This window comes from Parafannyhessea umbonata, from assembly GCF_900105025.1.
Classification (GTDB): domain Bacteria; phylum Actinomycetota; class Coriobacteriia; order Coriobacteriales; family Atopobiaceae; genus Parafannyhessea; species Parafannyhessea umbonata.
In genome coordinates this window covers 1,123,717-1,149,331 of sequence record NZ_LT629759.1, presented here as the reverse complement: position 1 = coordinate 1,149,331, position 25,615 = coordinate 1,123,717, and the positions used below count along the sequence as shown (strand labels likewise).

The window sequence follows — 25,615 nt, the reverse complement described above, 5'->3', positions numbered from 1 at the left end:
GCCCTGTCAGGGCTCTTCTCGCCATGGGCGAGAAGAGCCGCGCCACGCATGGGCCACAACACGAGGGCGCCCCTGCCAACCATGGCCGGGACGCCCTTTCCCTTAGACCTCTGGTGCTGCCTCCACGCTATACCCTCGGCGTGTTGTGCATGGGCTCCCACAGGCCAAGGACCATCTCCTCCAGCTCCATCGTCACGGAGGCTGGCAGGATCTTCGTGATCACGTGCGCCGCCTTCATGTCGAGGGAGGGTATGCACAGCGCGCGCCCGAGCACGGCGGCGCGCAGCGCCCGGCGGACCACCTTGTCCACGGGGCTGAAGCCTATGCGGCACATCTTGCGCGCGACCTCGCCGTCGTTTGGCTTGTCCAGAAAGCCCGTCCGCATGAACTTGGGGCACAGCGCAGTGATGTGGATGCCGGAACCCGAAAGCTCGTGGTCGACGGTGCGCGAGAACTCGAGCACGAACGACTTCGTCGCGGAGTACACGGAGAGCCTGGGCTGGGGGATGACGCCGGCGATGGACGCGAGGTTGATGATGCGCGAGCCAGCGGCCATATGGGGGAGCGCGAGGTAGCACATCTCGACCACGGCCAGGCAGTTGAGCCGGACCATGTCCGCCGTGTCCTTCTCGCTAATGGCGGAAAAGTCCCCGAACTTGCCGAAGCCCGCACTGTTGACGAGCCACTGCACGCGCGGCTCCTCGCGGGAAAGCTCGCGCGACAGCACCTCGAACGAGGCGGCATCCGTGAGGTCGAGCGCGAGCACGCGCGTGGGCGTGCGGCAGCCGGAGGCGATGTCGTCCAGGACGGCCTTGCGACGCGCGATGAGCCATAGCTCGTCCAGGGGGCCGCCCGCGCCCGCATCAAGCTGGCGCACGAACTCGCGGCCCACCCCCGACGACGCGCCCGTCACAATGGCGATGCTTTTCATCTATCTGCTCCTAAGATTTGGCCCTGAGCCTTGAAAAACCCGGGGGTTTGGCTAATATCGAAAACAGTCTGAGGTACTCTGCCTCGACTGCATACTACGACGGTATACGAAGATAAGACGAAGCAGGCCGTTGTCTCCGCAAATGGACGCGCAGCGTGGTTAAAGCCGCTGGCGTCGCTGGCGATTCTTCGATTCCGCGTGTGATGCATCGGGCACGGCGCGGGAGGTGCAGGGATGAACAAGGCAAGAAGGAACCCGGCGGTGGCTGCGGGGCTTCTTGGCGCATGGGGCGCGGTCGTCCCTCAGACGGCCCATGCGGCGACCCTGGCCGACCTTGGTCGCGACGTCGCGGGCAACCCCCTCGCCACCTTCGCCCTGGGCGTCGCCTGCGGTGCGGCCGCAACGAGCGTCGTGGCACTTCTCGCCCGGGCGCATGCGCGCAGGGAAGGCGCCGAGAAGGACGGGCAGGCTGAGGAGCCGACGGCCGTCCTGGGTGCGAGGGGTGACGTCGCCGCGAGAGCCGCGGCCAGCCTCGATGGTTCGGCCGTCCCTGCGGCGCAGGCGGAGAGCCACCAGCCGGCACAGCCGGTCGCGCCCGCGCCGTCCCGCAGCTACGCCGCCCCGAAGATGGCGGAACCCGCCGGCCACTACGTGGGCGTCATGCCCGTCAGCGGCGCATACTCCGTGGACGAGACGATCGCGCGCCCCGTGAACGCGGTCATCGCGTCGCGCGTGCCCGCCGTGGACGAGGAGTCCGCGAACGAGAACGACTACGTGAACGTCGCCGAGCGCTACGTGAAGCACGAGACGCTCAGTGCCCGCATGGCCGCTCGCGCCCGCGGCGTGGCGAGCGTCCTGCACGACCGCCTGGGAGGCGACAAGTTCGAGGGGCTGCCCATCATCGAGCGCGCGGACGGATCGGTGGGCGACGTGGGCACGAGCTGGTGGAACGAGCGCCTGGGCGAGTCCGTGCGCCTGGTGGGCGCGCCGGACCAGCTGGACTTCGCTCCGAGCGTGAACCAGACGGCGGACTCGTTAGAGATTCCGGCGTGGATGGACCCCGCTCCGCGACGCGCCGCCGCGGCACAGGCGGAAGCAGCGCAGGGGGAGGGTGCCGAGGGCAGGAAGCTCACGCCCGCCATGGAGTTCGCGCGCTCCCGCGCCGCGCGCATAGCGCAGAGCGTCCCAGAAGTGTACCAGGGCAAGTATCCCGAGCGCCGCGATGCGGACGAGCTGGACCAGGGCGACCTGTGGGAGACCGCGCTCGAGGCGATGGACGAGAACATCGACCGCGGCCCGCGCGTACCGGCCTTCAACGACGTCGTCGGAAGCGCGGACGCGATCGACGACCCGACCGGCCTCGAGGACCCGACGAAGTTCATCCCGTTCCGCGCGCCGGCCGGCCACCCCGAGGTAGTGGACACGGAGTCCTACATCGACTACCTGATAGACGACGAGTTCTCGCGCAACAAGAGCCAAGCGGCACGCCGCTCCTCGCGTGAGTACCTCCACGTCATCCAGGGCGGAAGCCAAAGCCTGAAGTCCACGGCGAAGCTGCACCGCACGCGCCAGCGCGGTGCGCAGGCCGCGTACAAGCCCCGCCACATGGCGAGCATGGTCAGGGAGGCCTAGAGCGTGGCCGGCAGGGGCTCCGCGCACGCGTCGCGCGCCGCGGGCGTGTGGCTCGTGGTCGTGCTGCTGTGGCTCGCGTTCGTGTGGGGGCACTCGCTCGTGCCGGGACCCGCGTCGACGGGGGAGAGCAACGTGGTGATGCACGCGCTGCGCCCGGCGTTCGAGGCGGCGGGCGTCACCGACGCGCACCAGATGACGCACCTCATACGCAAGTGCGCCCACTTCCTGGAGTACGCGATGCTCGGGCTTCTGTGCTCCGGGCTGCGTACGGCGGCCCAGGGCGGCTTCATGCGCGCGTCCTACGGCGTGGACGCAGGGGCGATGCGCCTCGTGAAGCTCGGCACGCTCGCGTGCTGCCTCGCGCCCGTGGCGGACGAGACCATCCAGATGTTCACGCCCGGCAGGTCGAGCCTGCTCACGGACGTGCTGCTCGACCTTTCGGGCGTGCTGTTCGGCACGCTCGTCATGCTCGCGGCGCGACGCCTCAGGCGACGCCGGGGCTAACGTGAAAAAATTGTTGTTGTGGGGGCGTGGCCAAAGCCGCGTCCCCTCGCTTTTCTCGCCACGTTATCGTGCGCATGTTTCCAAACGACTTCAAATGTTGCAGACACGATAACCATCGGCAGCTTTCGGTGACTTGAAGCACCTAAAGGCTTAAGTTTGGTTCAAGCTAAATGATGCCTAGAGGCACCCTTAGTAAAGATGGAGGTAATAAAATGGCAAACAACATCACGAGGCGCGACCTCTTCAAGGCGAGTGGCACCACCGCCCTGGGCCTTGGGGTAGCCTCGCTCATTTCCGCCTGTGGCTCCGGTTCCGGCTCTGACTCCGCCATCTCTGGCAAGACCCTGAAGGTCGGCCTCATGGGTCCGTATTCCGGCGACGTCGCCCAGTACGGCCTCGCCGTCCGCAACGGTGCCAAGCTCTACGTGAAGCAGTTCAACAAGAAGGGCGGCACCAAGTCCGGCAAGAAGATCGACCTCGTCGTCCAGGACGAGAAGGGCGATGCCACCGAGGCCGTGAACGTGTACCAGAAGATGGTCGAGGACAACGTGGTCGGCATCGTCGGCGACGTCACGTCCACGCCGTCCATCGCCGTCGCGCAGGCGTCCGTCAGCGACAACATCCCCCTGGTCACCGCCTCTGCCACCGCGGCCGACTTCATCAAGTACGGCAAGAACGCGTTCCGCGCATGCTACACCGACCCCTACCAGGGCAAGCTCATGGCCGACTTCGCGGCGCAGCAGGGCTACAAGACCGTCTGCACCATCTTCAACTCCGGCGGCGACTACGAGAAGGGCGTGAACGACGCGTTCGTGAAGGAGGCTAAGAAGAAGGGCCTCACCGTCGCCACGCAGGAGAGCTACTCCCAGGGTGACGTCGACTTCAAGGCGCAGCTCGCGAACATCATCGCGAAGAAGCCGGACGCCGTCCTCTCCCCGAACTACTACCAGGACGACGGCAAGATCGTCACCCAGGCGCGCGAGCTCGGCTACACGGGCGTCTTCCTGGGCGCCGACGGCTGGGCGAACATCGTCGGCGGCGACGAGGACTACGCCTCCGGCAAGGACCTCGAGGGCTGCTTCTATGACACCTCGTTCGTCTCCGCGAACGACGACAAGCACGTCCAGCAGTTCATCAAGGACTACAAGGCCGAGTACAAGAGCGACCCGACGAACTTCTGCGCACTGGGCTATGACGCCGCGATGATCCTGCTCACCGCCATCGACAAGGTCGAGAAGGACGGCGACGCGAAGGACTACGAGGACTACAAGCAGAAGGTCATCGACGCCATCGCGAAGGGCAAGGTCGAGGGCGTCACCGGTACGATCAAGTACGACGGCACCGGCGACCCCGTGAAGTCGACGCTCATCATCGGCTTCAAGGACGGCAAGGAGTACATCGAGACCACCCTGTAGGGATGGTCTCTTAGGAGACACTTTGGAGGCGCCGGGGGATCTCTCTCGGCGCCTTTGGGGTACGGGGGCACGCAAGAGAGCCCCGGTCCCGAGTCAGTAACCGAACCAACGAGCTGGTACACGAGAGGAAGTGTTTGCCGTGACGTTTTTAACGCAGCTGCTGAACGGATTGCAGCTCGGCAGCATCTATGCGCTCGTCGCCCTGGGCTACACGATGGTGTATGGCATCATCCTGCTCCTTAACTTTGCCCATGGCGACATCATCATGGTCGGCGCGTACATTTCTTGGATCGTCATGGCGAAGCTGGGGATGAACCCCGTCATCGCCGTCATTCTTTCGGTCGCGGGCTGCACGCTGCTCGGCGTCCTCATCGACAAGGTCGCATACGCCCCGCTGCGCAACGCACCGCGCCTTTCCATCCTGATCACGGCCATCGGCGTCTCGTACTTCCTGGAGAACGGCGCGCAGCTCGTATTCGGCGCAGACGCGAAGGTCGTCCCTCCGTTCATAAGCGTCTCGAACATCAAGGTCGCGGGCATGAGCCTCTCGCTGAACGCCATCCTCACGATCGTCGTGACGGCCATCTCGACCGCGGTGCTGACGTTCCTCGTCCAGAAGACGAAGCTCGGCAAGGCCATGCGCGCGGTGTCCGAGGACATGGGTGCGGCAAGGCTCATGGGCATCAACGTCAACACCACGATCTCCTTCACGTTCGCCCTTGGCTCTGCGCTCGCGGGCATCGGCGCGGTCCTGTACAGCATGGCCTACTCCCAGGCGACGCCGACCATGGGCATCATGCTCGGCACGAAGGCGTTCGTCGCGGCCGTCCTCGGCGGCATCGGGTCGATTCCGGGCGCCGTCATCGGCGGTCTGCTCGTCGGCTTCGCAGAGGTGTTCGTCTCCGCGCTGGGGCTCTCCGTGTGGAAGGACGCCGTCGTGTTCCTGCTCCTTATCATCGTGCTGATCGTCAAGCCCACCGGCATTCTCGGCCGCACGATGAGCGAGAAAGTGTAAGGAGGTCGTCGTGGAAGAACTCAAGAACGGGGAGAAGCCCATCATTACCGCAGGCGCTCCGAAGGGCTCTCGTCCTCGCAAGACCATATCCGTCGGAAAGCGCTACATCATCAACACCGTGCTCGTCGTCCTGTTCCTCGCAATCGGCGACATGATGGTGGGCCAGGGCATCATCACCCGCTACCAGACGTCCGTGCTCGAGCAGGTGGGCATCTACATCATCATGGCGGTGTCGCTCAACATCGCGACCGGCTACCTCGGACAGCTGCCGCTCGGTCACGCCGGCTTCATGTCGGTCGGCGGCTACTCGTGCGCCATCTTCATCATGCGCATGATGCCTGCCTTCGGCGTCACGATGCGCGACTTCGTTCTCGGCACCCCCGCTGCGTCGCTTCTGTTCGTCGTCGGGCTCGTGTTCGGCGGCATCTGCGCCGCCATCTGCGGCATCATCATCGGCATCCCGGCGCTGCGCCTGAAGGGCGACTACCTCGCCATCATCACGCTCGGCTTCGCCGAGATCATTCGCGTCATCATGCTTAACATCGATGGCGTACTTGGCTTCGAGCTCACGGGCGGCGCGAAGGGCCTCACGGGCATCCCCGCGTACACGAACTTCCTGAACACGTCCGTCGTCGTGGTCATCTCACTCTTCCTCATCCACACCATGATGAAGTCCCGCCACGGCCGCGCGATCCTCGCCATCCGCGACAACGAGATCGCAGCCGAGGCCTCCGGCGTGAACACCACGTACTACAAGACGCTCGCGTTCGTCGTCTCGGCGTTCTTCGCCGGCATCGGCGGAGGCCTGTACGCAGGCTGCATCGGCGTCATGGCCCCCGCGAAGTTCGGCTTCATGAAGTCGATCGAGATCCTGGTCATGGTCGTCCTCGGCGGCATGGGCTCCATGCTCGGCTCCGTGCTGTCCGCGACCTTCCTCACGATCCTGCCCGAGGCACTGCGCGCGTTCGCGGACTACCGCATGGTCGTGTACGCCATCGTGCTGATCCTCGTCATGATCTTCCGTCCGCAGGGCCTGCTCGGCACGTACGACTTCTCGCTCGGCAACGTCCTCGAGAAGATCGCCAACCGCGAGTTCCCCTGGAAGAAGAGCGCGTCCGCAGAGGAGGTGGAGTAGCCTTGACCAGCGAAGAGAAGAAGCGCCGCTCCGTCCTGGTGCAGATGGAGAGCCCCAACCTCATCCCCGAGCGAGACCTTGGCAAGATCCCCGTCCTCGAGGCGAAGCACCTCGGCATCGACTTCGGCGGACTCACGGCCGTCGACGACTTCAACATAGCCATGGGTCGCACGGAGATCTCCGGCCTCATCGGGCCCAACGGCGCCGGCAAGACCACGATCTTCAACCTGCTCACGAACGTGTACAAGCCGACGCGCGGCACCATCCTCGTCGATGGCTACGACACGGCAGGCATGAGCATGGTCCAGGTAAACAAGCTCGGCGTCGCCCGCACGTTCCAGAACATCCGCCTGTTCAGCCAGATGACCGTCGCGGAGAACATCCTCGTCGGCTTCGGCAACTCCATGAGCACGAACCTCGTGACGGACATGCTGCGCTTCCCCAAGCACTGGAAGCAGGAGAGGGAGTTCCGCGACAAGGCGATGGACCTTCTCGGCATCTTCGACATGCAGAAGTTCGCGGACACGAGGGCGGGCAACCTGCCGTACGGCGCGCAGCGTCGCCTCGAGATTCTGCGCGCGCTCGCGACGCATCCCAAGGTCCTGCTTCTGGACGAGCCTGCGGCGGGCATGAACCCGAACGAGACCGAGGAGCTGATGGAGAACATCCTGAAGATCCGCGACGAGTTCCAGATCGCGATCCTCCTCATCGAGCACGACATGTCCCTCGTCATGGGCGTGTGCGAGGTCGTCGGCGTCCTCAACTACGGCAAAATCATTGCGAAGGGCACGCCCGAGGAGATCCAGCAGGACCCGAAGGTCATCGAGGCCTATCTTGGCAAGCAGGGGGTGAAGTAATGGCGCTTCTTTCCGTCAAGGACCTGCACGTGTCGTATGGCGCCATCAAGGCGGTGCAAGGAATCTCGTTCGACATCAACCAGGGCGAGATCGTCACCCTCATCGGCGCGAACGGTGCCGGCAAGTCCACCACGCTCAACACCGTCGCGGGCATCATCAAGCCCGACTCCGGCTCCATCGAGTTCAAGGGCGAGAGCCTCGTGGGCGTGAAGGCCCACAAGATCGTCGAGAAGGGCCTCGCCCTCTGCCCGGAGGGACGCCGCGTGTTCGCGCAGATGACTGTGGCCGAGAACCTCGAGATGGGCGGCTACACCCGCACTGACGCGGAGAACGCGGAGACGCTCGAGATCGTGTACGAGCGCTTCCCTCGCCTGAAGGAGCGCATGAACCAGACGGCCGGCACGCTGTCCGGCGGCGAGCAGCAGATGCTCGCCATGGGCCGCGCGCTCATGAGCAAGCCGGAGCTCCTCATGCTGGACGAGCCGTCCATGGGCCTCGCGCCCATCCTCGTGGAGGAGATCTTCGACATCATCCGCGCCCTGAACGATCAGGGCACGACCATCCTGCTGGTCGAGCAGAACGCGTCCATGGCGCTCTCCATCGCGGACAGGGGCTACGTGCTCGAGGTCGGCCACATCAGCAAGACCGGCACCGGCTCGGACCTGCTGCACGACGACGACGTCCGCAAGGCCTACCTCGGAGGCTAGGCTTAGGCGTCACGCGCAGGCAATCCGCTACCCGGCAAGAGCCGCAACAGAGAACGGGCGCCCCGCTTGGGACGCCCGTTCTTCTTGTTGGAAAGCCTTTGCGTGCAGACGTCCTCGTGCGGAGTGGACCGCGCGGTGAGTTCGCATGGGACGACGCTACGCTACAGCACCTCGACCTCCGTGCCGCGCGAGTTCGCGGCGAGCACGCGCACCCAGAGGCCGTCTACGTGGTTCTCGACCATGTTGGTGACAGACGCCGCGACGCGATCCGCGGCCTTGCGCCCGTCCGTGATGGCGAGCATGGTTGAGCCGGAGCCGGAGATGAGGAAGGCGGCACTGCCGGCGGCGAGCGCGGTGCGGCGGATGGGCTCGTAGTCCGGGATGAGGGTCGCGCGGTACGGCTCGTGCAGGCGGTCCTTCGCCGCGGCGGAGAGGAGCTCCGCGTCGCCGCGCCTGAGCGCGTCCACGACCGCGACGCAGTGGCCCATCTGCCACACGGCGGTCTGGACGGAGACCTCCTTCGGCATGACCTTGCGCGCCTCTGCCGTGCGGACCTCGTACGGCGGCGCGATGGCCACGAACGTGAGGTTGGGCGCGATGTCGAAGCGCAGGGAGCGTGTGCGGCCCTCGTCCACGAACGAGCTCACGAGCCCGCCCATGAGCGCCGGGGCCACGTTGTCCGGATGGCCCTCGATCCTGGTGGCGAAGTCGAGCGCGGCGTCTGCGTCGAAGCCGCCTGCGTGGAGCACCTGCGCCGCGACGACTCCCGCGACGACGCAGGTGGAGCTGGACCCGAGGCCGCCCGAGAGCGGCACGGGCGAGTCGATGGTGATGTGCAGGGCGTGCGGGCGCGAGTACAGCTCGCGGCAGGTGTCGAGGTAGCTCGTCCATACGAGGTTGTCCTCGCCACGGAAGCGCTCCTGGCAACCGTCGATCAGCAGCTGGTCCGACACCTCGAACGTGAAGCTCGCCGTGAGGTCGAGCGCGAGCCCGAGGCAGTCGTAGCCCACGCCCACGTTCGCGGAGGTCGCGGGCACGAGCACGCGGAACCTGCGCGGTGCCGCGTGCTTCTCGCCCGCGCGGTCCTTGGTCTGGTCAGTCATGAGTTGAGCCCCCAAAGGATCGATGCGCGTTCGCTAGGCGAAGACGCGGTTGCAGGAGCCCTCGACGAACGCGGTCATGCCGTCCATGTCGCACACGTCTGCGTGGAGGACTGGGGCGTCCCTGAGGCCGGAAAGCTGCGCCGGCGCCGCTACGCCCGTGAGGGCCTGCAGCCTGTCCATGCACGCGAAGCCGTCGAGGCCGCTCACGTCCGTGCCGAGCGCCGCGAGGACGTCCGCGGAGAACTTGTACGGGCTCGCGGTGGACAGGCACACGCGCTGGCGGCCCTCCGGCGCGAACCTGCCCAGCACGTGGCGCGCGACGGCGGTGTGGGTGTCGATGAGGACGTGGTCCTTCTCCCACGTGTCGCGGATGGTCTGGCGGGTCTCGTCGTCCGTCGCGAAGCCGCAGTCGAACGTCTGGCGGAGCTTGGCGAGAAGGTCCTTGGATATGGTGTAGCAGCCCTTCTGGGCGAGGTCGGCCATGTAGGTTGCGACCGCCTCGCAGTCGCCGTCCGTGAGGTAGTACAGCATGCGCTCGAGGTTGGACGACACGAGGATGTCCATGGAGGGCGAGATGGTCTTCACGAAGTCGCGGCGGCGATCGTACGTGCCGGTGGTGAGGAAGTCCGTCAGGACCTTGTTGCTGTTGGACGCGACGACGAGCTTGCCGACGGGGAGCCCGAGGAGCTTGGCGTAGTAGCCGGCGAGCACGTCGCCGAAGTTGCCGGTGGGCACGCAGAAGTCGACCTCGTCACCGATCACGATGGCGCCGGTCTGCACGAGCTGGGCGTACGCGGAGAAGTAGTACGTGACCTGCGGGACGAGCCGGCCGACGTTGATGGAGTTCGCGCTCGAGAGCATCACGTTCTGGGCGGCGAGGCGTCCTGCGAGGTCCCTGTCCGCGAAGATGCGCTTCACCTGGGTCTGGGCGTCGTCGAACGTGCCCTTGATGCCGCAGACCGCGACGTTGTCGCCGGTCTGGGTGACCATCTGCAGGTGTTGGACGTCGGAGACCTTGCCGTCGGGATAGAAGACCGTGACTCCCGTGCCCGGCACGCCCGCGAAGCCGGCGAGGGCCGCCTTGCCGGTGTCGCCCGACGTGGCGGTGACGATCATGACGTTGCGTCCTTCTCCCTTGCGTGCGACGGACATGAGGCGCGGCAGCATCTGCAGGGCGACGTCCTTGAACGCGCAGGTGGGGCCATGGTAGAGCTCGAGCAGCCAGTCGGTGCCGAGCGGGGAGAGCGGCGTGACGGCGGGCGTGTCGAAGTTGTCGGAGTACGCGGCCTCCACGCACGAGGCGACCTCCTGCTCGGTGAAGTCTGGCAGCAGGGTGCCGAGCACGCGCCGCGCGATCTGGTGGTAGCCCTCCTGGCACACGGCCCGCAGGTCCAGCTTGTTGCGGACGGCGTCGTCGCTCACGTACAGTCCACCGTCGGGTGCGATTCCCGCGAGGATTGCTTGCTTGCTTGTTACGGTTTCGCTATCGCTGCGCGTGCTGTGATAGAAAGTTGTCATCGTGGCGCTCCTTGCCTCGGTTTGGCGGCACTACATAACGTATGATAGCCGCAGCCGGCATTGGGCCGTTCTAACGTCACACAACAGAAAGATTGGATAGCCATGAAGATTGCCGTCCTGGGCTATGGCACCGTCGGAAAGGGCGTCGACCGCATCATATCGGAGCGCGTGAGCGGCGTGGAGGTCTCTCGCATCCTCGAGCTGCCGGACCGCCTGACCGACCCGCGCATGACGTCCGACTATGCGCAGATCGTGGAAGACGACGACATCAAGGTCGTCGTGGAGTGCATGGGCGGCCTCGAGCCCGCCCACACGTTCATCCTCGACGCGCTCGCGAAGGGCAAGAGCGTCGTCACGTCCAACAAGGCCGTGGTCGCCGCCTACTTCGACGAGTTCGTGCGGCAGGCGAACGCGACGGACGCGAGCCTGCTCATCGAGGCGTCCGTCGGAGGCGGCATCCCCTGGATCGCCTCGATCGAGAAGGTGCGCCGCATCGACGAGGTCACGTCCTTCTCGGGCATCATGAACGGCACCACGAACTTCATCGTGGACGGCATGGTGAAGGAGGGCGCGGACTTCGACCAGGTGCTTGCGGAGGCGCAGGCACTGGGCTATGCCGAGCGCGACCCGTCCGCGGACATCGACGGCGTGGACGTCCGCAACAAGACCATCATCACCGTGGGCGTCGCGTTCGACACCGCGTGCGAGAAGGACATGCCCACCACGGGCATCAGGACGCTCGCCAAGGGCGACCTCGACGCGCTCCGCGCGATGGGCAGGGGGGTGAAGCTGCTGGGCCGCGGCGTGCAGCGCGATGGCGGCTACGCGGCCGCCGTCGAGCCCGTCGCCGTCCCCATCGAGTCGCTCGAGGCGAACGTGCCCTCGAACTTCAACCTCATCTCGCTGGACGCCACCACCGTCGGGCCGCTGAAGTTCTACGGCCAGGGCGCCGGCATGCTGCCCACGGGCAACGCCATGGTGCAGGACGTGCTGGACTTCGCGGCGGGCCGCCGTCCCCACTACGACTTCTCGCGCGGGCTCGAGTGGCGCCCGGAGCTCCTCACGTCCGACTACGTGTTCCGCACGAAGGCAAGGCTCGACGGTGCGGAGCCGTTTTGCGAGGGCATGGTGCTCGTGCGCGGCCTTTCTGCGGTAAGGGCGCGCGAGGTCTTCGAGTACGCAACGAGCGTGGACGCCACCAGCTTCATGGCGGCGCTTCCGCAGGAGGGCTAGCACATGATCAAGGTATCCAAGTTCGGCGGCTCCAGCGTCGCCGAGGCCAGCCAGTTCAAGAAGGTCAAGTCCATCGTGAAGGCGGACCCCGACCGCAGGTTCATCGTCGTGTCTGCCGCGGGCAAGCGCTTCAGCGGCGACAACAAGCTGACCGACTTGCTGCTTCTGGTGAACGCCCACATCGAGTACCACGTGGACTGCACGTCGCTTCTTAAGACCATCGAGCAGCGCTTCGTGGACATCAGGGACGAGCTCGGGCTCAAGTACCCCATAGAGGAGAAGTTCGAGGAGTTCTCCTCGGTCGTCTCCAGCCTGTCGCCAGAGTACATCGTGTCGAGGGGCGAGTGGTTCACCGGACAGCTCATGGCCGAGTACCTGGGCATTCCGTTTGTGGACGCCGCCGACGTGATCGTGTTCCACCACGACGGCACCGTCGACATGGAGCGCACGGCCACCCACGTGAAGGACGCCGCGGCGCGCCTGGGCGGGTTCCTCCTGCCCGGCTTCTACGGGTCGACGGTCGACGGCACGCTGAAGCTCTTCCAGCGCGGCGGCGGCGACATCACGGGTGCCATCCTGGCGCGCTGCCTCGACGCAGGCGTGTACGAGAACTGGACGGACGTCTCCGGCTTCCTCGCGGCAGACCCCCGCATAGTGGACAACCCCCGCTCCATCCACCGCATCACGTTCGACGAGATGCGCGAGCTCAGCTACATGGGCGCGTCCGTCCTGCAGGAGGAGGCCATCTTCCCCGTGCGCGAGGTCGGCATCCCCATCCAGATCAAGAACACGAACGACCCGTCCGCCCAGGGCACCGTCATCCGCGAGACCGCGACGGAGCACGAGCGCGAGCACCTCATCACCGGCATCGCGGGCAAGAAGGACTTCATGGCGATCCACGTCCAGAAGGCCCACATGTCCAACTCCGTCGGCTTCGTGCGCCGCGCGCTCTCCGTGTTCGAGCGCTACGGCGTCTCCGTGGAGCACATCCCCACGGGCGTCGACTCCTTCGGCATCGTCGTGAACGGAGCGGACGTGAAGGACACGATCTACTCGATCGTGAACGACCTTCGCCAGGAGCTGAAGCCGGACAGCATCAACGTGATAGACAGCCTTGCACTCATCTCCGTCGTCGGCCGCAACATGAGCCGCCGTGCCGGCACCTCCGGCCGCATCTTCGGCGTGCTGGGCGAGGCGGGCATCAACATCCGCATGATCACCCAGAGCTCGCAGGAGATCTCGATCATCCTCGGCGTCAACAACTCGGACTTCGCTCGCGCGATCAAGGTCATCTACGACAACTTCGTGGAGTCGGAGTACGTGAGCCTGGACGAGAAGAACTAGACACCCGGGGCTCGGGTCCGCACGTGGCTCCGAGCCCGAACACCTGCGTTTCTCGCCGTGCGAGAACAGTGAGGAGATGGACATGGCAGACAAGTTGGTCGTCGCGATCCTGGGCGCAACCGGCGTCGTCGGCACCCAGATGATCCAGTGCCTGGAGGAGAGGGACTTTCCCGTTGAGCGGCTCGTGCCGCTTGCGAGCGCGCGCTCCGCGGGAAAGACCGTGAGGTTCAACGGCGAGGACGTGACCGTGCTCGAGGCGACGCCGGACGCGTTCGACGGCGTCGACATCGTGCTGGGTGCCGCGGGCGACGCCCAGGCGAAGGAGCTTCTGCCCGAGGCGGCGGCGCGCGGCGCCGTGTGCGTGGACAACTCCCACGCGTTCAGGCTGGACGCGGACGTGCCCCTGGTCATCCCGGAGATCAACCCCGAGGACATCGCGAACCACCCCAGGAACATCATCGCGAACCCCAACTGCGCCACGATCATCGGCCTCGTCCCCACGTGGCCGCTTGCGCAGAGGGCCGGCCTCAAGAGGCTCATCGTGAGCACGTACCAGGCGGCCTCCGGCGCCGGCATGCCGGGCCTCAAGGAGCTCGAGCGCGAGAGCCGCGTGCTGGCCGAGGGCGGCGAGGTCGGTGATACCGCACCGTTTGCCTACCAGCTCGCGTTCAACCTCATCCCGCAGATCGGCGGCTTCAAGGAGGAGGCGTACACCTCCGAGGAGCTGAAGATGCAGAACGAGGGCCGCAAGATCATGCACATGCCCGAGCTCCGCGTCAACTGCACCTGCGTGCGCGTGCCGGTCATGCGCTCGCACTCCGAGTCCATCACCGTGGAGTTCGAGCGTCCCATCACGCCGGACGAGGCGCGCGAGGTGCTGTCCAAGGCACCGGGCGTCAAGGTCGTGGACGACCCCGCGAACCTGCGCTACCCCATGCCGCTCGACACGTCCGACCAGGACCTGGTGTACGTGGGCCGCATCCGCCGCGACCTTTCCGCGCCGGACGGCGTGAGTGCGCTCACGTTCTGGTGCTGCGGCGACCAGATCCGCAAGGGCGCGGCCACGAACGCGGTGCAGATTGCGGAGCACCTGCTGTAGCGCCAGCGCAAAGCTATAAAAAGAGGCATCATCTGGATGGGAGGGTCGTTCAGACATGATGCAAGAAGGGGACGGGTCGTGTGGCCCGTCCCCTTTGCGTGTGCGTGTGTGCTTGTACGTGTGTGGGATAGCGATGCGGGCGAGAAGGACGCGCGTCCTTGGCAGGACCGCCCTTCTCGCGCGTTAGTCCTCCGCGTTGGCGAGGAACCTCTTGGTGCGCTCGTCGGTGGGGTGCACCAAGACCTCTTCCGGCGTGCCCTCCTCCACGATCTGGCCGTCGAACAAAAACGCGATGCGGTCTGACACCTCGCGCGCGAAGCCCATCTCGTGGGTGACGATGCCGACGGCCATGCCGTCCTTCGCGAGCCTGCGGATGAGGCGGTGCATGTCCTGCGTCAGCTTGGGGTCGAGGGCCGAGGTGGCCTCGTCGAAGAAGATGACCTGGGGGTTCATGCACAGGGCACGGGCGATGGCGACGCGCTGCTGCTGGCCGCCGGAGAGCTGGTCCGGCACCTTGTCCGCGTGGTCCGCGATGTCGAGCTGCTCCAGGAGCGTGCGGGCCTGCTCCTCCACCTCCTTGGGGTCGCGCCTCTGCACGACGATGGGGGCGTCCATCACGTTCTTGAGCACCGTGTAGTGCGGGAAGAGGTTGTAGTTCTGGAACACGATGCCAAAGCGCATGCGCGCCTGGCGCATGGCCGCCTTGTCGTAGGTGGTCTTCTCGCTTCCGGGCTGGTTTGCGCAGACGCGGACGTTGCCGTAGGCGAGCTCGCCGGAGTCGAACGTGTCGAGAAGGGCGAGGCAGCGCAGCATCGTGGACTTGCCGGCGCCGGAGGGGCCTATGAGCGAGACGACCTCGCCCCGGCCGATCTGGAGGCTGACGTCGCGGAGCACCTCCTTGTCGCCAAAGGACTTGCGCGCGTCCTTCACGTAGACGGCGGGAAGTCCCAGCGCGGACGTGAGGCTGATATCGGGGCGCGGCATCTCGCGCAGCTTGGGCTTAGTCATGGTAGTAGTCCATCCTCTTCTCGATCCTGCGCATGACGAATTCGATTACCAGGCACGTGACCCAGTAGATGGCGGCCGCTATGGCAAACGGCACCATGCTGCGCTGCGACGCGACGAGCGCGCGGCTGGTGGTGAACATCTCCGCGACTCCGATGGAGAACGCGAGGGAGGTGTCCTTCACCAGGGTGACGACCTCGTTGCCCATTGCGGGGAGGATCCTCTTGAACACCTGCGGGAGGATGATCCTGAAGAACGTCTGCCCCTTGGAGTAGCCCAGGACCTGCGCCGCCTCGTACTGGCCGCGCGGCATGCTCTGGATGCCAGAGCGGTAGATCTCTGCGAAGTACGCCGCATAGTTCACGATGAACGCAATCATGACGGCGACGAACATGTAGCCGGGCCCCGTCTGCTGGCCGAAGAGGTAGTAGGGGATGAAGAACACGGCAAACATCTGCAGCATGAGCGGCGTGCCGCGCATGAGCGAGATGTAGAGGCCCACGAGCCACGAGAGTGGCCTGAACCGGGAGAGCCTGCCGAGCGCCACGACGACGCCCAGGGGAATGGCGCCCACGAGCGTGATGGCGAATATCTGGAGCGACACGACGTAGCCGTCCAGGAGCATGCTGGTCATGGTCGAGATTTCCAAGTTGCTTACCGCCTTGTGCTAGCTGGTTTGCATGGCGAACACTATGGTATGCCAGGAGGGGACGCATGTCCCAAACGGCAAAAAGTCGGCGGCCACGGGGGCCGCCGACCGGCAGGGCTTCTATGCCGTGGCTAGAGCACCCAGAGGTCGTACGACACGCCCTGGTCCGCGTACTTCTCGCAGAGCTCCTTGACCTTGCCCTGCTTGTCGAGCTTCTTGAGGTCCGCCTGGACGGTCTTCGCGAGTTCCTTGCCTTCCGCGGTCTTCGCAAAGCCGACGGCGAAGTGCTCGGAGTTGAGGGCCTCGTCGAGGATGGTGAACTCGTCCTTGCGGTCGCCGATGTTGTACACGGCAACGGGGTAGTCGATGGCGACGGCATCCACGGAGCCGTTCTCGAGCATCATGAACGCCGTGTTGTAGTTGTCGATGGTCTGGAGCTTCTTGAACGTGCTGCCGAGCTTCTCCTGCGCGCCACCCTTGGACAGCAGGTCGAGCGCGGCGGAGTCCGCCTGGGTGATGACGTTCTTGCCCGCGAGGTCCGCGAGGGTCTTGACGCTGGAGTCCTTCGGGACCACGACGACCTGACGGTTCTCCATGTACGGCTTCGTGAACGCGTAGTCCTTCTCGCGCCCCTCGATGGTGAAGCCGTTCCAGATGCACGTGATCTGGCCACTGTTGAGCAGGCTGTCCTTCGCGTCCCACGAGATGGGCGTGGGCTTGTACTCCCAGCCCTCCATCTTGCAGACGGCCTTTGCCAGGTCGAGGTCGAAGCCGGTGTACTTGCCGTCGTCGCCGACGTAGCCGTACGGCGGGAACTCCTGGTCGAAGCCGACGACGAGCTTCGTCTTCTTCTGCGTCTTGGTGGCGGTGCTGCCGCATCCGGCAAGGCCTGCGAGGGTGGGGGCGGCGAGTGCCGCGGCGGAGAGCTTGAGGAACTGACGACGATCCATGTGATACCTCCGGGCATCGTAGCGTGAGATCACGAGATCCGCGCATTCACTTTAGTGCGCTACAGTAAGCATAGGCCACGGGGGTGGGGGCTTCAAGACGTGCGCAGTTAAGAGTCTGTTTCGCGAGAGCATGGCCGCGAGCGGAAAGGAGAGGGCACCGCGCTGTGCTGCCAGGAGGGCGTCTTGGCGCCAGATATGGGGGCCGCGGGCGAGGATGGCGGACCTTCTCCACCTTGTCTCCATCTTATGAAGGGTGGTGCGAGCCATCTACGTGGGCGTTTGTGGCAAACCAGGCGTTGGATAAAGAATTTTCCAAATTCACCCTTGCGCGGACCGCGCAGTTTAGGCATTATTACAAAGCGCGTTGCGAGCGGGACCTGATGGTGGGTGTAGCTCAGTTGGCAGAGCGACGGACCGTGGCTCCGTAGGTCGAGGGTTCGAGCCCCTCTACCCACCCCATTCCAAGCGCAGCGCAGGGACGTCAATGGGTCGTTAGCTCAGTTGGTAGAGCAGGGGACTCTTAATCCCAAGGTCGAGGGTTCGACCCCCTCACGACCCACCATTGACCTCTTCTCTGGCACATGCCAGCACATATAGATGGGTCGTTAGCTCAGTTGGTAGAGCAGGGGACTCTTAATCCCAAGGTCGAGGGTTCGACCCCCTCACGACCCACCATCTTGAAAGCAAGCCCGGCGCTCGTGCGTCGGGCTTTTTGTATGGCCACAACATGTGCCGGCGGCACTCATCGGGCGCGCGGGCGAGAAGGACACCCACCTGCCCGCGGCTCCATCGGGACGTGCACTATGCCGGGCCCGAGGGAGCTGGGTCCGAACCCAGCGCAAGCGCCTCCGCTGCGCCGCGGCTTGCGGCATCCGGGTCAAGCCAGCGCCCGGGACCCGCAAGGCGAAGCCCTCCCATGCCGCCGGTCTCGAACTCGTACACGCGGGGCTGGCCCGTCGGGACGTTCACCTTGCGAATCTCTTCCGCGGACACGCCCTCGACCACCTTGATGAGCGAGCGCACCACAGACCCGTGCGTCACCACGAGCACCGTCTGCCCCAACAGCAGGGGCGGCGTCACGTAGGCGCCCCAGAACGGCTCAAGCCGCGCAATCACGTCTTTCAGGCACTCGCTGCGTATCTGCCGCGGGTCCGTCGCGTCGAGCCCGTCCTGCGAGAGCGCGCCGTAGCGCGGGTCGTCTGCCTGGAAGTACGGGGAGGCGGGATCGATCATCGGTGGCCTCACGTCGAAGCTGCGCCGGTATGTTTCGAATAGCTCCTCGCCGTACGCCTTGCGCATGTCCGGCCGCGTCTGGCCCTGGAACGCGCCGTAGTGGCGCTCGTTCAGGCGCCAGCTTCGGATGACAGGCACCCACAGGCGGCCCACCTCGTGCAGCGCGATGTCCGCGCTCACGATGGAGCGTTCCAGAAGCGACGTGAACACCGCGTCCGGCCTGATGTTTGCCTCGCGCATGAGCCTGCCCGCCTCCGCCGCCTGGGCGCGCCCGCGCTCCGTCAGCGGGACGTCCACCCAACCCGCGAAGCGGTTCACCCGCTTGTCCGTCCACGCGCTCTCGCCGTGACGCATGATCACCAGCGTCGCCGTCGCCATGGCAGCCCCCTCGCATCGATTGCACGGCCTGCGGTACCCTAGGGCGAGGTTACGGCGCGCGCGGGGTCGCATGGGCGCAACGCGCCGGATTTCACCCAACGCGCACGACGGGCGCGACGCAAGGGTCACGCCAGAAGGGGGGCGCCGCATGGACGGCGACGGGACGCGCGAGCGCAAGCGGGGGCTGCGCCGCCGCTACAAGGAGGTCAGGAGCGCCCTCGGCAAGGACGGACGGGCGAGAAGGGACGCCGCCATAGCAGGTGGCGTCACGCGACTCCCGGAGTATCTGGCCGCGGACACCGTGCTCACGTACCTGTCCGTGGGAGACGAGGTCGACACCCGCGCGATCGTGCGCGACGCCTGGGCGCGGGGCAAGGCCGTCGCGCTGCCGTGGTGCGTTCCCGGCACGCGTCGCATGCGCTGGTTTTACGTGTCCAGCTTCGACGGCCTCGTGAGGAGCCCCTTTGGCGTGGAAGAGCCCGTGCCCGACCCCGCGCGCGAGGTGGACCCGAAGGCGGGGTCACGTGCGCTTGCCATCGTGCCGGGGCTCGCGTTCGACGAGCGCGGCTATCGCATGGGCTACGGTGGCGGCTTCTACGACGTCTTCCTCGCAGAGTTTGCCGGTGCCTCCGTCGGACTCTGCCGCGAGCCGCAGATGAGCCCGGTGGGCGCCCTCGCGCTCGACGAGCACGACGTGCCGGTCGACGTCGTCGTCACGGAGGAGCGCGTCATTCGGTCCCAGCGCTAGGCACGGGTACGACCTCGATGCGTGCCAATTGCGACTATTCGATATCCGCGGCTCGATCCTCGCCACAAACGCAATCCCGAACGCGCACAATGGGGTAACGGTCAGTTCGTCCCGTGAGACCCGGTAACCGTTGGAGCCCGACCGCTCCAAGAAGCGAAAGGAAGCGCTGAGGATGGCAAAGTCAGACATCGAGATCGCGCAGGAGGCAACGATGCTCCCCATCACCGAGGTGGCCAAGAAGGCCGGCCTTGGTCCGGAGCAGCTCGAGCTCTATGGCAACTACAAGGCGAAGGTGGACATCCACGCCTTCAGGGACAAGCCCATGAGGGGCAAGCTCATCCTCGTGACGGCCATCAACCCAACGCCTGCGGGCGAGGGCAAGACCACCACGTCCGTCGGCCTCGAGGACGCCCTGTGCAGGCTCGGCAAGAACTCCATGCTCTGCCTGCGCGAGCCGTCCCTGGGACCCGTCTTCGGCATCAAGGGCGGCGCCGCGGGCGGCGGCTACGCGCAGGTCGTCCCCATGGAGGACATCAACCTGCACTTCACGGGCGACTTCCACGCGATCGGAGCCGCGAACAACCTGTGCGCCGCGATGCTCGACAACCACATCAAGCAGGGCAACTCCCTGGGGATCGACCCGCGCCGCATCGTCTGGAAGCGCTGCGTCGACATGAACGACCGCCAGCTCCGCAATGTGGTGGACGGCCTCGGCGGCGTCGCGAACGGCATGCCGCGCGAGGACGGCTTCGACATCACCGTCGCGTCCGAGGTCATGGCCGTGTTCTGCCTCGCGACGGACCTCATGGACCTGAAGGCGCGCCTCGGCCGCATGGTCGTCGCGTACACCTACGACCGCAGGCCGGTGACGGTCCACGACATCCACGCCGAGGGTGCCATGACGGCGCTCCTGAAGGACGCCATAAAGCCGAACCTCGTGCAGACGCTCGAGGGCAACCCCGCGTTCGTGCACGGTGGCCCGTTCGCGAACATCGCGCACGGCTGCAACTCCGTCGAGGCCACGACGACCGCCCTCAGGCTCGCGGACTACGTCGTCACGGAGGCCGGCTTCGGCGCGGACCTCGGTGCCGAGAAGTTCCTGGACATCAAGAGCCGCTACGCGAACCTTCATCCCGACGCCGTCGTGCTCGTGGCGACGGTGCGCGCCCTCAAGTACAACGGCGGTGTGCCGAAGGCAGAGCTCACGGAGGAGAACCTCGACGCCGTGCGCGCCGGCCTTCCCAACCTGCTGCGCCACGTCTCGAACATCACAGACGTCTGGGGCCTGCCCGTCGTCGTGGCCATCAACGCGTTCCCGACGGACACGAAGGCCGAGCTCGACCTCGTGGCCAAGGAGTGCGGCAAGCTCGGCGTGAACGTGGCGCTCTCCGAGGTCTGGGCGAAGGGCGGCGAGGGCGGCGAGGCCCTCGCGAACGAGGTCATCCGCCTGTGCGACCAGCCGAACGACTTCCGCTTCGCCTACGACGTGGACGACACGATCGCCAACAAGGTCGAGGCCATCGCGACGAAGGTCTACCACGCGGACGGCGTGGACTTCACGCCGAAGGCGGCGCGCCAGATGGCCCAGCTCGAGGAGCAAGGCTTCGGCAAGCTCCCCATCTGCATCGCGAAGACCCAGTACTCCTTCACGGACGACCCCAAGCGGCTCGGCGCGCCCGAGGGCTTCCGCATCACGGTGCGCAACCTGAAGGTCTCTGCCGGCGCGGGCTTCATCGTCGCGCTCACGGGGGACATCATGACCATGCCGGGCCTCCCGAAGGTGCCGGCCGCCGAGAAGATCGACGTCACGCCCGACGGAAAGATCGTCGGCCTGTTCTAGCTGCGTCCTTCTCGTCCGTACAACCAACCTGACCTGCGGGGTGCCCGAAGGGGCGCCCCCTCATGGGAGTGTGCATATCGTGCAAGAGAGGCCCGAAGAGAGGCTCGTGGACAAGAGCTGCGCCCGCTTCGCGGAGGAGCTCGCCGGAAGGAGCCCCGTGCCCGGGGGCGGTGGCGCCGCGGCGTACGTGGGCGCGCTGGCCGCCGCGCTGTGCTCCATGGCCGGCGCGTTCACGCTGGGCAAGCGCCGCTACGCCGCCGTCGAGCTGGACGTGCAGCGCATGGTGGAGCGGGCGGGGGAGGTGCGCCGACGCCTGCTTGAGCTTGTGGACGAGGACGCCCGCGGCTTTCTGCCGCTGTCGCGCGCGTACGCGCTGCCAAAGGACGACGCCGAGCGCCCGCAGGCCATCCAGGACGCGACGCGGCTCGCGTGCGAGGCGCCGCTCGCGATGATGGGGCAGGCGTGCCGGGCCATCGACCTTCTGGAGGAGATGGGCGAGAAGGGCTCTGCCCTGCTCGTGGCCGACGTCGGGACGGGCGCGCACCTTGCCCGTGCCGCGCTGGAGTCCGCGAGCCTGAACGTGTTCGTGAACGCGGCCGCGCTAGAGGACCGCGCGTGCGCGAGGGAGCTGGAGGCCCGCTGCGACGGCATGCTCGCGGCGTACGTGCCCCGGGCCGAGGCGCTCGCGCGCTCCGTGACGGACCGCGTGAGGGGAAGGGGATAGTCTTGGCGGAGTTGCTGAAGGGGGCGCCCGTCGCCCGTGCGCTCACGGAGGAGCTTGGGACGCGCGTGGCGGCACTTCTCGCCCGCGGCGTCACGCCCGGACTCGCGATACTGCGCGTGGGGGAGCGCCCGGACGACCTCTCGTACGAGCGCGCCGCGCTGAGGCGCTGCGAGAAGGTGGGGATCTCCGCCCGGCGCGTCGCGCTGCCGGCGGACTGCGCGCAGGCGGAGCTGGAGCGCGCCATCCGCGACGTGAACGCGGACCCGTCCGTGCACGGCTGCCTCATGTTCCGCCCGCTGCCGGCCGCACTGGACGAGCACGCGGCGTGCGAGGCGCTTGACGTGGCGAAGGACGTGGACGGCATCACGGCGGGGTCCCTTGCGGGCGTGTTCGCGGGCGAGGCCGTCGGCTTTCCGCCGTGCACCGCGGAGGCCGTGCTCCAGCTGCTCCGCCACCACGGAGTGGCGCTCGACGGCGCGGACGTCGTGGTCGTGGGGCGCTCGCTCGTGATAGGGCGGCCCGTGTCGATGCTGCTGCAGGCGGCAAACGCCACCGTGACCATGTGCCACACGCACACGCGCGACCTCGCGGCAAAGTGCGCCGACGCGGACGTAGTGGTCGTGGCCGCCGGCCACGCGGGCACGTTTGGTGCCCGGTGCGCGCATGCGGGGCAGGTCGTGGTGGACGTAGGCATCAACTGGGACGAGGACGCCCAGCGTCTTGTAGGCGACGTGGACTTCGACGCGGTCGAACCCATCGTGGGCGCGATCACGCCCGTGCCCGGCGGCGTTGGAGCGGTTACGACGGCCTGCCTCGCGAAGCACGTGGTGGAGGCCGCGGAAAGGACGGTTGGATAGATGGTGCCAGAGACGAGCTCGTTTCGCGCGGCGGAGCCGACGGGCGAGAAGGACCGCTACGGCCGACCGCTGAACGACCAGGGATTTGCACCCATAGACAAGCCGCGGGCGGAGGCCGCCGTGCGCGAGTTTTTGCTCGCGATCGGCGAGGACCCAGACCGCGAGGGCCTGAGGGGCACGCCGGAGCGCGTGGCGCGCGCCGCGGAGGAGCTCTTTGGCGGCATGCAGGAGGACCCCGCTGCCCACCTGCGCCGACAGTTCCAGGAGGAGCAGAACCAAGAGATGGTCGTCGTGCGCGACATCCCGTTCTCGTCTATGTGCGAGCACCACATCCTGCCGTTCGAGGGTACGGCCAGCGTGTGCTACATCCCGCGCAAGGGGCGGATCACCGGGCTCTCCAAGATCGCACGCTGCGTCGTGGGCTACGGGCACCGCCTGCAGGTGCAGGAGCGCCTGACCGCGCAGGTGGCGGACGCGCTCATGCGCGAGCTCGACCCGCTGGGCGTCATGGTGGTCATGCAGGCGGAGCACACGTGCATGACCATGCGCGGCGTGCGCGCCGCGGGATCGTCCACCGTCACGAGCGCCGTGCGCGGCGTGTTCAAGGCAGACAGCAAGACGCGCGAGGAGGCGTTCAGGCTGCTGAGGGGCTAGCCCTGCGGCCTGCGCCCACGCGCAAGAAGGAGCACATCCCACCATGTACCAGGTTCCCTTCCAGATACCTTCCATCGGCTACGAGGACGCGATGGCGCGCCTTGCCGCCACGAAGCGCTTTGGCATCCAGCCCATGCTCGAGAGCGTGGAGGACATGCTCGCCGAACTGGGCAACCCCGACGAGCACTTCCAGAGCGTGCAGATAGCCGGCACGAACGGCAAGACCTCGACGGCGCGCTTCACGGCGGCGATCCTTGGGGGAGAGGGGCTTCGCGTCGCCCTGTACACCTCCCCGGAGCTCGTGAGCATGACGGAGCGCATGGAGGTGGCGGGCCACCCCGTGAGCGAGGCGCAGTTCGCGCGTGGCGTCGCGGCCGCCGTCTACGCCGGCGAGCGCGTGAACGCGCGCCGCGAGGCCGCCGGCGAGCGCCCGTACGACATAACGGAGTTCGACGTGCTGACCGTGGCGGCCATGGTGGTCTTCGCGGAGGCCGGTGTGGACGCGTGCGTGCTGGAGTGCGGCATGGGCGGCCGCTGGGACGCCACGAGCGCCGCGCACAACATACGCTCCGTCGCCATCACGGGCATCGGGCTCGATCACATGCGCATCCTGGGCGACACGTTGGAGAAGATCGCGGGCGAGAAGGCCGCAATCATCAAGCGGGGGCGCACCTGCGTGCTGGGTGTTGGCACTGCGACGCCGGACAGCGTGGAGGACGTGTTTCTCGCCCGATGCGCGGAGCAGGGCGTCACGCCCGTGCTCTTGAGGCCGGCCGACCCCTCGGACGCCGCGGGCGAGATGCATCCCGGCACCCCGCGCGCGCACGAGGGGCTGCCGCACGCAACGTATCGCATAACGCGGCGTCCGGACCGCATAGGCGCGCCTCTCATGGTGGACGTCCGGACGCCGGGCCCGGACGGCCGCGAATACCGCGAGCTCTCCGTGCTGAAGCCCGCGTACCAGGCCGCGAACCTCGCGTGCGCCGTCACGCTGGCACAGCTTTTCCTGGGGCGCCCGCTCGACGGCGACGCGCTGTTCCAGTCCCTCGTGACGTGCCCGACGCCCGGCCGCTTCGACCTGGTGGTGCCGGACCCGCCCGTGCTCATAGACGCTTGCCACAACCCGCAGAGCGTCCAGACGTTCCTGACGGCCGTGCGCGGCGTGGACCCCAACGTGGCCACGCGCCCGGCGCTTTTGTGCGCCGTGCTCGCGGACAAGGACGTGCGCGGCATCGTGGGCCTGCTCGCGCCGGAGTTCCCGCGCGTGTACGTGACGCAGACGGCCTCGGACCGCGCGCTTTCTGCACAGGACCTTGCCCGCGTCTTCCAGGAGTGCGGCAAGCGGCCGGACGCGGTCTTCTCGTCCGTGCGCGAGGCGACGGACGCCCTTGCGGGCACGTCGTACGTCGCGTGCGGATCGATCACCACGGCCGGCGAGGTCGCGGCGCTGCTCAGGCCGGGCGTTCAGAACGCGGCCGGTCCCGTGAGGCCGCGCGTCGCGCCGGACCGCCACCCCAGGGTGCAGATATTTGACGATGCCGCGAACGACGGGAGGAACTAGCGTGTACCAGCTGAAGACCGAGGCAAGCTTCGACGGCGCCCACTTTCTGACGGATTACAACGGTAAGTGCGAGAACCTCCACGGCCATCGCTGGCGCGTGGTGGTCTACATCAGGCAGGCCTCGCTTGGCACGGACGGGACCGAGCGCGACATGGTACTGGACTTTGGCGAGTTCAAGCGCATCGTTCGCGAGGAGGTCGCGCGCTTCGACCACATGTTCCTGGTGGAGGAGGGCTCCCTTGCGCCAGATACCGTCGCGTGCCTTGAGCGCGAGGGCTTCACCCTCAGGATGCTGCCGTTCCGCACGACTGCGGAGAACCTTGCGCGCAACTTCGCGGAGGTCCTTCTGGGCCGCGGTCTGCCCGTGAGCCGGGTGGACTGCTACGAGACGCCGCTGAACTGCGCCACATACCTGGTGGACGAGTAGCCGCGGGTAGACTGGCCTGCTGATGCGCGCGGCCCCTTTGACCACGCTCCACCGTAAGCACAAGCCCACCACTTTCTGACAGGTTGCGTTTCTGTC

Annotated in this window: 24 protein-coding genes and 3 tRNA genes; 20 read left to right on the top strand and 7 right to left on the bottom strand. The window is 66.7% G+C overall.

Annotation, left to right across the window (positions count from 1 at the left end; genetic code table 11):
* Nucleotides 1-127: 127 nt before the first annotated feature.
* The gene (locus BLT96_RS05305; protein ID WP_090862269.1) at nt 128-931 is read right to left on the bottom strand and encodes an SDR family NAD(P)-dependent oxidoreductase; all 804 of its coding nucleotides are present in this window, start codon (nt 929-931) and stop codon (nt 128-130) included.
* A 234-nt stretch (nt 932-1,165) separates the two neighbouring features.
* On the opposite strand from BLT96_RS05305, the gene BLT96_RS05300 reads away from it, so the two are divergent.
* From BLT96_RS05300 to BLT96_RS05270, 7 genes are all read left to right on the top strand, one after another.
* On the top strand, nt 1,166-2,563 hold the full coding sequence (locus tag BLT96_RS05300; protein WP_090862267.1) for a hypothetical protein: 1,398 nt from the start codon (nt 1,166-1,168) through the stop codon (nt 2,561-2,563).
* 3 nt (nt 2,564-2,566) lie between these two features.
* Complete coding sequence (locus tag BLT96_RS05295) at nt 2,567-3,067, top strand: VanZ family protein (protein ID WP_090846963.1); 501 nt, start codon at nt 2,567-2,569, stop codon at nt 3,065-3,067.
* 212 nt (nt 3,068-3,279) lie between these two features.
* Complete coding sequence (locus tag BLT96_RS05290) at nt 3,280-4,482, top strand: ABC transporter substrate-binding protein (protein ID WP_090862266.1); 1,203 nt, start codon at nt 3,280-3,282, stop codon at nt 4,480-4,482.
* Between the two features lie 139 nt (nt 4,483-4,621).
* Nucleotides 4,622-5,497: a branched-chain amino acid ABC transporter permease gene (locus BLT96_RS05285; protein ID WP_090864214.1), complete on the top strand. Its 876-nt coding sequence runs from the start codon at nt 4,622-4,624 to the stop codon at nt 5,495-5,497.
* A 10-nt stretch (nt 5,498-5,507) separates the two neighbouring features.
* Nucleotides 5,508-6,632 carry a branched-chain amino acid ABC transporter permease gene (locus BLT96_RS05280; RefSeq protein WP_172824987.1) on the top strand — a complete coding sequence of 375 codons (1,125 nt, stop codon included), beginning with the start codon at nt 5,508-5,510 and terminating at the stop codon, nt 6,630-6,632.
* Between the two features lie 44 nt (nt 6,633-6,676).
* Nucleotides 6,677-7,489 carry an ABC transporter ATP-binding protein gene (locus BLT96_RS05275; RefSeq protein ID WP_090847016.1) on the top strand — a complete coding sequence of 271 codons (813 nt, stop codon included), beginning with the start codon at nt 6,677-6,679 and terminating at the stop codon, nt 7,487-7,489.
* Nucleotides 7,489-8,196, top strand: a complete 708-nt coding sequence (locus BLT96_RS05270; RefSeq protein WP_090846959.1) for an ABC transporter ATP-binding protein — start codon at nt 7,489-7,491, stop codon at nt 8,194-8,196. Before BLT96_RS05275 ends, BLT96_RS05270 begins: the two co-directional genes overlap by 1 nt.
* 161 nt (nt 8,197-8,357) lie before the next feature.
* On the opposite strand, the gene thrB is transcribed toward BLT96_RS05270, so the two are convergent.
* Both thrB and thrC read right to left on the bottom strand, forming a co-directional pair.
* On the bottom strand, nt 8,358-9,299 hold the full coding sequence (thrB, locus tag BLT96_RS05265; protein WP_090862264.1) for a homoserine kinase: 942 nt from the start codon (nt 9,297-9,299) through the stop codon (nt 8,358-8,360).
* 33 nt (nt 9,300-9,332) lie between these two features.
* Nucleotides 9,333-10,817, bottom strand: a complete 1,485-nt coding sequence (gene thrC / locus BLT96_RS05260) for a threonine synthase (protein ID WP_090862262.1) — start codon at nt 10,815-10,817, stop codon at nt 9,333-9,335.
* A gap of 102 nt (nt 10,818-10,919) precedes the next feature.
* On the opposite strand from thrC, the gene BLT96_RS05255 reads away from it, so the two are divergent.
* The 3 genes from BLT96_RS05255 to BLT96_RS05245 all read left to right on the top strand — a co-directional run bounded on the left by BLT96_RS05255 (nt 10,920) and on the right by BLT96_RS05245 (nt 14,493).
* On the top strand, nt 10,920-12,050 hold the full coding sequence (locus BLT96_RS05255; RefSeq protein WP_090862260.1) for a homoserine dehydrogenase: 1,131 nt from the start codon (nt 10,920-10,922) through the stop codon (nt 12,048-12,050).
* 3 nt (nt 12,051-12,053) lie between these two features.
* Nucleotides 12,054-13,394, top strand: a complete 1,341-nt coding sequence (locus BLT96_RS05250; protein ID WP_090846951.1) for an aspartate kinase — start codon at nt 12,054-12,056, stop codon at nt 13,392-13,394.
* An 82-nt stretch (nt 13,395-13,476) separates the two neighbouring features.
* A complete protein-coding gene (locus tag BLT96_RS05245; protein ID WP_090862258.1) occupies nt 13,477-14,493 on the top strand; it encodes an aspartate-semialdehyde dehydrogenase in 1,017 nt (338 codons plus the stop codon).
* Nucleotides 14,494-14,676: 183 nt separating this feature from the next.
* Here BLT96_RS05245 and BLT96_RS05240 read toward each other — a convergent pair whose 3' ends face one another.
* From BLT96_RS05240 to BLT96_RS05230, 3 genes are all read right to left on the bottom strand, one after another.
* Nucleotides 14,677-15,501, bottom strand: coding sequence for an amino acid ABC transporter ATP-binding protein (locus tag BLT96_RS05240; protein ID WP_172824986.1), 825 nt, complete (start codon nt 15,499-15,501; stop codon nt 14,677-14,679).
* The gene (locus BLT96_RS05235; RefSeq protein WP_172824985.1) at nt 15,494-16,132 is read right to left on the bottom strand and encodes an amino acid ABC transporter permease; all 639 of its coding nucleotides are present in this window, start codon (nt 16,130-16,132) and stop codon (nt 15,494-15,496) included. The genes BLT96_RS05240 and BLT96_RS05235 overlap by 8 nt, the downstream gene beginning before the upstream one ends.
* Nucleotides 16,133-16,278: 146 nt before the next feature.
* Complete coding sequence (locus BLT96_RS05230) at nt 16,279-17,097, bottom strand: transporter substrate-binding domain-containing protein (protein WP_090862256.1); 819 nt, start codon at nt 17,095-17,097, stop codon at nt 16,279-16,281.
* 383 nt (nt 17,098-17,480) lie between these two features.
* Between BLT96_RS05230 and BLT96_RS05225 the strand changes: the two genes are divergently transcribed.
* The 3 genes from BLT96_RS05225 (at nt 17,481) to BLT96_RS05215 (ending at nt 17,772) form a co-directional block, all read left to right on the top strand.
* A tRNA-His gene (locus BLT96_RS05225) sits at nt 17,481-17,556 on the top strand.
* A 27-nt stretch (nt 17,557-17,583) separates the two neighbouring features.
* Nucleotides 17,584-17,659, top strand: a tRNA-Lys gene (locus tag BLT96_RS05220).
* 37 nt (nt 17,660-17,696) lie between these two features.
* Nucleotides 17,697-17,772 (top strand) — tRNA-Lys (locus BLT96_RS05215).
* A 126-nt stretch (nt 17,773-17,898) separates the two neighbouring features.
* Here the strand turns inward: BLT96_RS05215 and BLT96_RS05210 are convergent.
* Nucleotides 17,899-18,708, bottom strand: coding sequence for a 2,3-bisphosphoglycerate-dependent phosphoglycerate mutase (locus BLT96_RS05210; RefSeq protein ID WP_090862254.1), 810 nt, complete (start codon nt 18,706-18,708; stop codon nt 17,899-17,901).
* 148 nt (nt 18,709-18,856) lie between these two features.
* Here BLT96_RS05210 and BLT96_RS05205 point away from each other — a divergent pair, with 148 nt between their 5' ends.
* The 7 genes from BLT96_RS05205 (at nt 18,857) to BLT96_RS05175 (ending at nt 25,519) form a co-directional block, all read left to right on the top strand.
* Nucleotides 18,857-19,456, top strand: a complete 600-nt coding sequence (locus BLT96_RS05205; RefSeq protein WP_090862252.1) for a 5-formyltetrahydrofolate cyclo-ligase — start codon at nt 18,857-18,859, stop codon at nt 19,454-19,456.
* 172 nt (nt 19,457-19,628) lie between these two features.
* Nucleotides 19,629-21,296 (top strand): formate--tetrahydrofolate ligase, encoded by a 1,668-nt coding sequence (locus BLT96_RS05200; protein ID WP_172824984.1) that lies wholly within the window; start codon nt 19,629-19,631, stop codon nt 21,294-21,296.
* A gap of 79 nt (nt 21,297-21,375) precedes the next feature.
* Nucleotides 21,376-22,020, top strand: a complete 645-nt coding sequence (locus BLT96_RS05195) for a cyclodeaminase/cyclohydrolase family protein (protein WP_172824983.1) — start codon at nt 21,376-21,378, stop codon at nt 22,018-22,020.
* 2 nt (nt 22,021-22,022) lie between these two features.
* Entirely contained in the window at nt 22,023-22,877 is an 855-nt protein-coding gene (locus tag BLT96_RS05190; RefSeq protein ID WP_090862250.1) for a bifunctional 5,10-methylenetetrahydrofolate dehydrogenase/5,10-methenyltetrahydrofolate cyclohydrolase, read from the top strand.
* Nucleotides 22,878-23,531: a GTP cyclohydrolase I FolE gene (gene folE, locus BLT96_RS05185; RefSeq protein WP_090862248.1), complete on the top strand. Its 654-nt coding sequence runs from the start codon at nt 22,878-22,880 to the stop codon at nt 23,529-23,531.
* A 43-nt stretch (nt 23,532-23,574) separates the two neighbouring features.
* Complete coding sequence (locus BLT96_RS05180; protein WP_090862247.1) at nt 23,575-25,092, top strand: bifunctional folylpolyglutamate synthase/dihydrofolate synthase; 1,518 nt, start codon at nt 23,575-23,577, stop codon at nt 25,090-25,092.
* Between the two features lies 1 nt (nt 25,093).
* Nucleotides 25,094-25,519: a 6-pyruvoyl trahydropterin synthase family protein gene (locus tag BLT96_RS05175; RefSeq protein WP_090846132.1), complete on the top strand. Its 426-nt coding sequence runs from the start codon at nt 25,094-25,096 to the stop codon at nt 25,517-25,519.
* The last annotated feature ends 96 nt before the right edge of the window (nt 25,520-25,615 follow it).